The sequence below is a fragment of the Stenotrophomonas sp. P5_A9 genome (genome assembly GCF_056400525.1).
The window spans coordinates 1-8,086 of the sequence record NZ_JBFULC010000103.1; the positions used below are offsets into that span (position 1 = coordinate 1).

The window sequence follows — 8,086 nt, forward strand, 5'->3', positions numbered from 1 at the left end:
CCGGAACGCCGGCAGGCACTGGGTGTACTGGCAATTGCTTGAACAACATGAGGGACAACGCCGGTTGGGGGCGGAAGCGGCCAGGGCAACTGCGTAGGCGGCCGTCGGTGGGTCGGGCGCTGGGCCCCTATGCCCTTGGAGGCGAAATAAAGGAGGAGGGGGCGGCCGCAGGCCGACGCCGGGGGCGTCGCCGGAAAGGGCATGGGGGCCCAGCGCCCGACCCACCGACGGCCGCCTACGCAGTTGCCCTGGCCGCTTCCGCCCCCAACCGGCGTTGTCCCTCATGTTGTTCAAGCAATTGCCAGTACACCCAGTGCCTGCCGGCGTTCCGGCCGGCCGCGGACCCGGACGTGGGGCGGCACGTCCACGGCCACCAGACCTGCAGTGAATTCCGCCTGTGATCCTTTTCAGCAAGGTGACGCATGGCGGCAGTCCCTGATCTCCCGTCCCGGTGTGTGATCTGGTTTGGGCAACCGCAACCGGCCGAACGCGCAGTGCTTGCGGCCGCAGGCTGGCAGGTCCGCGGCGTGGCCACCGACGACTGCGTGGCCATCGGCATGCGCGGCAACGATCAGGTCGTTGGCCTGCTGGACCTGCGCGGCGCGCTGCCGGCCAACCTGGCCCGGCTTGAGACGCTGCTCGAGGAGCACCGCCACATGACCCTGCTGGCCATCCTGCCCGCCGGCGCAGCGGCCGCCCCCCCCGCCCTGCAGCCCCTGCTGGCCGCCTGCACCGAAACGTGGACCGCGCCGATCGAACTTGGCCGCATCGTCCAACGCCTGCAACAGCTGTCCGGCCAGGCCGCGCACCCCGTCGCACACGGCCCCCAACATCTCATTGGCGAGAGCGCCGTCCTGCAGGTCACCCGCGCTGCGATCCGCAAGTTCGCCCCGGTCGACCTGCCCGTGCTGATCACCGGCGAAACCGGCACTGGCAAGGAGCTGGCTGCGCAGGCACTGCACGCGCTCTCGCCGCGTCATGACCGGCCTTTCCTGGCGGTGAACTGCGGTGCGATCCCGGCCGCGCTGGTCCAGTCCGAGCTGTTCGGCCACGAGCGCGGCGCCTTCACCGGCGCAGCGGGCCGGCGCCTGGGGCTGTTCGAGACCGCCAACGGCGGCACCGTGTTTCTCGATGAAATCGGCGATCTGCCGCTGGATGCACAGACCAACCTGCTGCGCGTGCTGCAGGAAGGCACCGTCGAGCGCGTCGGCAGCAACCGGCCCCTGGCCGTGGACGTACGGGTCCTGGCCGCCACCCACGTCGACCTCGAGCAGGCCGTCGAGCATGGGCAGTTCCGCCGCGACCTGTTCTACCGCTTGAATGTCCTGCGCCTGCCGCTGCCGCCATTGCGCGATCGCAGCAGCGACATCCTGCTGCTGGCGCACCACTTCCTGGCGACCTTCCGCGATCGCCACGTCACCCGCGCCCGCGGCTTCAGTGCGGAGGCACGACGTGCGCTGGAGCGCTTCAGTTGGCCGGGCAACGTGCGCGAACTGCTCAACCGCGTACAACGCGCAGCGATCGTCACCGACGCTGAGCTGATCGGCGTGGCCGATCTGGAACTGGTACCGGCGCAGCCGCACGTACCGCAGAAGCTGCTGCACGACGCGCGCCAACTCGCCGAACGCGAAACCCTGCTGCGCGCCCTGCGCCAGAGCGATTTCAACATCACCGCCTGCGCACGGCACATGCAGGTCTCACGCGTCACCGTCTACCGCCTCTGCCGCAAACATCAGCTGGCCCTGCCCGAGCTGCGCTGAACCGAAAAACCATCCAGCTCCTTCCGCAGTTCCATCCGAGGAGGAGGCCCCTTTGTTGAAGAGGGCGCGCGAATGCGCGGGGTCAGGTGCAGTGCATAGGCCTCCGGCAACGCACGTCGCGCGCCGAAGGCGCAGCGGTCCAGGCGGAACGCACACCCGTACATGCCGTGCGTCGATGCGCTCACAGCATGTACGGCACCTTGAAGGCCAGGGTGAAGTCCGGCGCGTCCGGGGTGAGGCCGATCCCGAGCATGCTGACCAGGGTGGTGTTGCGGTTGAGCGCGTAGGTAATGCCCAGATTGAGCGTGCCGGCGTTGGCGTCGCTGCCAATCACCTTCAGCCATTGGCCGTTGCGGTAGCGGGTGGAAGCGCGGCTGCTCAACTTGTCGCTGAAGGAAATGCTCAGGCTGGTGCGTTCATTGAACGCGAACGCCACCCCCGCACCGAAGTAATACGACCCACCCAGCTTCACCTCCCCGGGATTGACCGTGTCCGGATTCGCGTCCAGGTCGTCGAAGCTGCGCGGGAAGGAATGGATGTAGCCGACGTTGGCGAACAGGATCGCCGGATCAGCCGTCTTCACTGCCGACAGGCCGATGTTGGCCTGCCATACCCCATTGCCGGTGGGCTGTTGTTCGGGCACGGCGAAGCGGATGAAGTCGTCATCGTCGCGTTCGAGTACCTTCCAGTCCACGCCATACGGCGCGCGCCCCGTCGGCGCGGTGGCACCGGCCGTCAGCACGGTTTCCGGCCAGCGGCCATGCTCGGCAAACAGCCGGTAGTTGGCACTCATCCCGACATCGCCAATGCCGTTGCCGGTGGTTTCCTCCTGCGCGATCGCCGCCGCCGAGCCCCCGGCACCACCTTTCTGGAACACGGTCTTGCGCGCCAGGTAGGGCACGTCCAGGTTCAAGGTCAGCCGCGGGCTGACACCCCAGCGCGCGGCCAGGTTGTAGGTCAGCGTGTCCGACTCGACGTTTTCGATGGCGATGTTGCCCAGGAAAATCGCATCCAGGGCCAGGAAACCGTTGAGGGTGACCTGCTTGCGGTCATAGCGTGAGTAGGTGAGGCTGTTTTCGATGGTGAAGCGACGGCTGAACAACGCCGCCTGCTGCTGTTTGACGTCATCCACGCTGCGTCGCGAGGGCTGCTTGGCCTGCTGCGCTTCGGCAGCGCTGCTGGCATAGCCGTCGGCGCTGGGCGCGGCAGCCGGGGTGTCGGCTGGCAAAGGGGGCGGCCCGGCGTTGGCGCCCGCGATCGGCGCGGTCTTGCCAGACAGCCGCGCCTGCATCGCCTGCACCTGCATGTCCAGCTCGCGCAGGCGACGCACTTCCTGCGCGTAGTTGGCCTTGAGTGTTTCCAGCTGGGTGATCAGTGCCTTGACGTCGGCTTCGTCGGCCGGTGCGGGCTGCGCGTGTGCGCCGGCGGCCGCCATCAGTGCCAGCGCCGCCAGCGCCAACGGGGTTGCGTGTATCGAGGTGTGCATGTGCCTTGGCCCACGGTTGTGTTGTCACTCCCCCTGCCCGGCCCTGGATTACTGGCCGGGCCCCATGCCGACACCGCGCACCAGCGTCATCGCCTGGGCCACGTTCTGGCCGAGCGGGACGTTGCTGGCCAGCGACTGCCGGACAAGATCGATCTGCATGCGGTTGCTCACCGCCTGGCCATCGCTGCCGATGGCAATGCTCTGGCCGACGCTGCCGTTGCGGATCCACTGCTGCACCGCGCCGACGCCCTCGATCTGCACCTGCACCTTGGCGGTGTTGCCGTCCAGCTGCGCCACCGCGCTGACCCCGCCCTGCTGCACGCTGGCCAGGGTCGGCCCCGCGCTGCCTTCGGCCGGTGCAATGCCATCGCGTACGTTGAGGTGGGTGGTGTTGCTGGCCACATTGCCGTCACCGGCGACCTGGATGCTCTGGGTCAGGCCCGCCACGTTCTGCAGGCCGCTCGCATCGATGCTGCGACCGGGCGTCACCGGCAGCGGCGCATCGGCGGCGGTCACCGTCACCGACGGACTGAAGCTGACCTTCGGCGTAGCGCCGTGGCTGAAATCCATGCCCAGCGTGAGTGCGCTGCGCGCGGCCTGCCCGCCACTGTTCCACTGGGTGATCATGGTCACCCCGAACCAGGCCACGCTGTTGCCGTTGACCGTATAGCGCCCACGCATCAGGCTCAGCTCGGGATCGGGTATCTCATTCAGGCCCTTGCCGGGCCGACCTTCTTCGGCGTGAAGCGGCGCTGCCCCCAGCAGGGTCAGCAGCAGCACGCGCTGCGTCCACAGTGCAATGTTCATGGTGCCTCCTAGAACAAGTCGGCGTGGGTGAAACCGAAATCGACCAGTTCCGCGTCGGTGATCGGCCCCTGCCGGGCGTACAGCGAACGCGCGCTGGGCCGTTCGCCGGGGAGCAGCAACACCGTGTTGCGATCAAAGTCACTACCGATCACGACAAACACGGCGCGCGACGGCCACGCCTGTAGAAATTCGCTGACGGGAATGCTGCGGTTGCCCAGGATCGGGTCGGCGACATCGACCACATCGTCGCGAACCTGCTTGAGGACCACGAAGTGGCGGAAGCCACGCACATCCATCAACACCAGCCCGGGCACGCGCAGTGAGCGCAGGCGCTCCTCGTTGACGCGGTAGCCGCGTCCGCGCATGCCCATCGATTCGACATACCGTTTGATGTCCAGCAGCGAGAACCCACGCTGGTGGACCAGTTGCGGGTCCGAGACCCCCATCATCCCTTCGATCACCGTGCCTTCGTCGGCTTCCAGGTGGTAGGCGTAACGCAGGATGGTGGCCAGCGCCGCCGCGCCACAGCTGTAATCGGTGTGTTGCCGCACCACGTTGCGGAAGCGCCGTTCCTGCATGCTTTCCACGCGCTGGGTGAGCACCGCCCCGTTGGGCAGCACCCCACTGAAGCCGACATCACCGGCACGTGCAGTGCCGAACGGCAGCATCAGCCACAGCAACGATCCGCACAGCGCTTGCTTCAACATCGACGTCACTCCGGAAAAAGGAGGGAGCCCCTGCCCCAAAGGGGGAGGATGGGACAGGGACTCCCGGGAGCCCGGCTACTGGCGGGTAGCCGGGTTTGTTGCGCTCAACGCGTACTGCTTGCGAAAACGGACATCACGTTACTCGCCGGTGCCGCCACCGCCGCCGGTGGACGGTTGCGCAACGGCCAGGGCCAGGCTGTTGGCCTGCAGGTTGCCGGTACCGGCCGCCACGTTCACCCCGATGTTGCCGGAGGCGCCGGAGAACGCACTGCCGGACAACGCCGCGGTGTTGGTCGCATCCACGTTCACCCAACGGGTGGTGGAGACGGTGCCGCTCAGGCTGGCATACAGATCGGCCACGCCCAGTTCGACGAACCGGCTGGTGCCACTTTCATCGGTATCGAAGGCGATACCGCCCACGCCTTCCCGGTTCGGGTTGGCCGTTGCGTTCTGGATCTCGTTGTCCATGTCGAGGTGGCCGGTCGGGTTGCCACCCGGGTGCGGCAGTTCACCGCTCCAGGAATCCAGGTAGTAGTTGTCCTTCTGGTAGGCGCTGCCACTGCCGCTGTAGGTGCCGGCGCCCACGGCCAGGGTGCCACCGGCGACGCGGCCACGCAGGCTGACGTTGACGGTGTCGGTCATGGAGCGCAGGTAGCCGGCGTTGGCCACGCTGTTGCCGGTGGAGACCTGGTTGGAGCTGATGCTCGAGGTCGCATAGGCGCTGGTGGCCACCGAGGCGGCGAGCGCGTTCTTCTGCTCGTTGTTGTTGCCCGAGGCGACGTTGGCACCGATGTTGCCCGACGCGTTGCTGAAGGCATTGCCGCCCAGGCCTGCGGCGTTGGTCACGCCGGAGTTGAGGGTGGTGTTGCCGGCGCCGTACTGGTTGACGAACACTTCGGCGTCGGCCATGCCGAAGCTGAAGGAGGCATCGGCCGCGGACAGCGACGCGGCGTTGTCCTGGGCGTTGTTGTCGCCAGCGGCGACGTTGAAGCCGAGGTTGCCCGAGGCATCGGAGCCGACGTCATCGGCGATCGAGGCACTGTTGGTGACCAGGCTGTTGGAGGCGGCGTTGTCGGTGATCGACTGGCGGTTGTCGATGATGGCGATGGCGGCCGAGTCGAGGTCGATCGAGCCGGTGATTTCCGGATCTCCCGAGAAGTTCACGTCCGAACTCAGGCGCATGTCTTTTTCAAGGTTGACGTCGACGCCGTGGTTGTTCTTTTCCTGGCGCTCGTCGGCCTGGATGTTACTGGTCTTGTTGACGTTCTCGTTGACGGTGACGTCGCGGGTACGGGTCACGCTGCTGTTGGTGGTGCTGTTGTTGGTGGTATCGGTGTTGCTGGTGGTGTTGTTGTTGCGGGTGTTGTTCCAGGTACGGTTCCAGGTACGCGAATCGTTGTCGTTGCGCGTATTGGTTTCGATGTTGGTGTCGATGTTGGTATCAACATCGGTATCGACGTTGGTGTTGAGGTTGGTGCGCGTTTCCACCACGTTGTGCAGGTGGTTGATGAACGCGCTCTGGTTCTGGTTGTCCTGCGCGGCGACGGACGCGGACGCGGCTGCGATCGCGATGGCCAATACGGTACGGTGCATGTTGGTGTTCATGGTGCCCTCTCTCTCATCACAGACAATCGGGTGGATGTGACTACTCACGGGGTGGACTGCACCGAGATGCTCAGTTGGTTTGCGGTGGCGTTGCCGGATCCCGCGATCTGATTGAGTTGCAGGACGCCGTCGAAGCCCTGCAGCGCGGTGCCTTCCACCGCGACGCTGCGGGTTCCGGCCGGCCGACCGCGATTGACGGCCCCCTGCCCCCCTGCTGACGCAAGCGCCCCCGACGCGGCCAAGGCCGCATCGTTCGACTCGCGTATGCCCTGTTGCGCCAGCGTGGCGGTGACGACGTTGCGCGTCGCGTTGCCGGTGCCGCTGGCCTGGTTGATCATGGCGACGCCACTGGCGCCGTTGAGTGCCTGTCCACCGATGCTGGCGCTGGCGTGCAGGGGACCGTCGCCGGTCACCTGGTTGTCGGCCTGCTGCTGGCGCGCGTTGACGGCGATATGGGCGTTGCGGCCGTTGGCGATGCCCAGCAGGTTGGCCTGCTGGTTGAGGTCGCCGGCGACCATGTTGACGGTGATGGCACCCTCGGCGCCGGACAACGCGCGGCCGTCGATGCGGCTGGTGTTGAGGTAGGACAGCATGGCGGCGTAGTCATCGGCCTGCTGCGCGCAGAGCGGCAGCGGCGCGGCGATGACGGCGGCGATGAGCAGGATGCGCGGCAGGCGGTTCATTTGCCTGGCCCGCCTACCGGCTGGCCCAACGGGAACTGCGCCAGTGCGCCGCGCACCTGGTCGCCGATGCCGCGGGTGGCGCCGGTGACGGCCCCCATGGGCCCACCGATGGTGGTGCTGAGCTGGCCGCCGGACAGCATGCCGCTGTCGGTGACTTTGCCCAGTGTCGCGTTGACGGTATGTCCGGTGACGCGTTCGATGGTGGTCGGCGCATGGGTAACGCCGGCGCCGGTGTTGGAGCCCAGGGCGGCATAGTCGTCGTCGCTGAGTTCATCCATGCCGCTGGACGTGCCAAGGGCCTGGGCGACTTCGCGCTTGGGCGAGGGATCGGCGATCAAGGCCATGCCGGGCGGCGCAGGCCGGTAGGCCGGCCGGGTGGAGACATCGCGCAGCAGGACGATTTCACCGGGCTGCGCCTTGATACCCTGGCGTGCGCCGGAGGCGTGCGCCGCGCAGGGCAACGCGAGCGCGGCGGCAAGCAGCCAGCCACCTGCGGGGATGATGCGGTATGCAACAACGCTGTCCATGGCGACCTCCTCGAAACGTGCCGAGGGGTAACGCAGCATTCGTGCCAACGTCCAACGCCCGTCATTGCGGGCCTTTTCGGCATCTCAGGGTGTAACGCGGCAACAGGGTTGTTACAGATCCGTTGGAAATAACATCTGCTGAACAAGCACATCACGCGCCGCACAGGCCCGCCGCTGCTCGCTTTCTTTCAGGTGTATCACCCGTGTTACGCCTGCTGTTACACCCTTTACAGCGCGTGGTCAGGATCAGTGAAGACAGTGCGGCGAGGGTTATTCGCCCTTACTGGTCGGGTGGCCAGGTGCTACAGCAAAAGCCGATCAAGTATTCGGCTTCCATCCGGGCATCACGGCGTGCCTGGGATGTCTTCTCCGTTCGGGCCTGCCGCGAGCGTCAGGGCCCCGTAGCGGCTTGCGGTAAGCAGGCGGAAGCCAGGCTTTTTGGGCTGGTCGGTGGGTCGGGCGCTGGGCYCCCATGCCCTTGGAGGCGAAATAAAGGAGGAGGGGGCGGCCG

7 protein-coding genes are annotated in these 8,086 nt (G+C 66.7%); 1 reads left to right on the forward strand and 6 read right to left on the reverse strand.

Translation table 11 applies throughout. The annotated features are described in order from the left end of the window. The first annotated feature begins 422 nt into the window (after positions 1-422). Positions 423-1,760: a sigma-54 interaction domain-containing protein gene (locus tag AC1DR7_RS19540; RefSeq protein WP_478052009.1), complete on the forward strand. Its 1,338-nt coding sequence runs from the start codon at positions 423-425 to the stop codon at positions 1,758-1,760. 181 nt (positions 1,761-1,941) lie between these two features. On the opposite strand, the gene AC1DR7_RS19545 is transcribed toward AC1DR7_RS19540, so the two are convergent. The 6 genes from AC1DR7_RS19545 to AC1DR7_RS19570 all read right to left on the reverse strand — a co-directional run bounded on the left by AC1DR7_RS19545 (position 1,942) and on the right by AC1DR7_RS19570 (position 7,575). Beyond that, positions 1,942-3,246: a hypothetical protein gene (locus AC1DR7_RS19545; RefSeq protein ID WP_478052010.1), complete on the reverse strand. Its 1,305-nt coding sequence runs from the start codon at positions 3,244-3,246 to the stop codon at positions 1,942-1,944. A 48-nt stretch (positions 3,247-3,294) separates the two neighbouring features. Continuing rightward, a complete protein-coding gene (locus AC1DR7_RS19550; protein WP_478052011.1) occupies positions 3,295-4,053 on the reverse strand; it encodes a hypothetical protein in 759 nt (252 codons plus the stop codon). Between the two features lie 8 nt (positions 4,054-4,061). Continuing rightward, positions 4,062-4,760, reverse strand: a complete 699-nt coding sequence (locus AC1DR7_RS19555) for a C39 family peptidase (RefSeq protein ID WP_457319893.1) — start codon at positions 4,758-4,760, stop codon at positions 4,062-4,064. A gap of 138 nt (positions 4,761-4,898) precedes the next feature. Continuing rightward, on the reverse strand, positions 4,899-6,365 hold the full coding sequence (locus AC1DR7_RS19560) for an adhesin (RefSeq protein WP_457319895.1): 1,467 nt from the start codon (positions 6,363-6,365) through the stop codon (positions 4,899-4,901). 44 nt (positions 6,366-6,409) lie between these two features. Continuing rightward, positions 6,410-7,048, reverse strand: coding sequence for a hypothetical protein (locus AC1DR7_RS19565; RefSeq protein WP_457319896.1), 639 nt, complete (start codon positions 7,046-7,048; stop codon positions 6,410-6,412). Then, on the reverse strand, positions 7,045-7,575 hold the full coding sequence (locus tag AC1DR7_RS19570; protein ID WP_457319898.1) for a hypothetical protein: 531 nt from the start codon (positions 7,573-7,575) through the stop codon (positions 7,045-7,047). Before AC1DR7_RS19570 ends, AC1DR7_RS19565 begins: the two co-directional genes overlap by 4 nt. Positions 7,576-8,086: the final 511 nt, after the last annotated feature.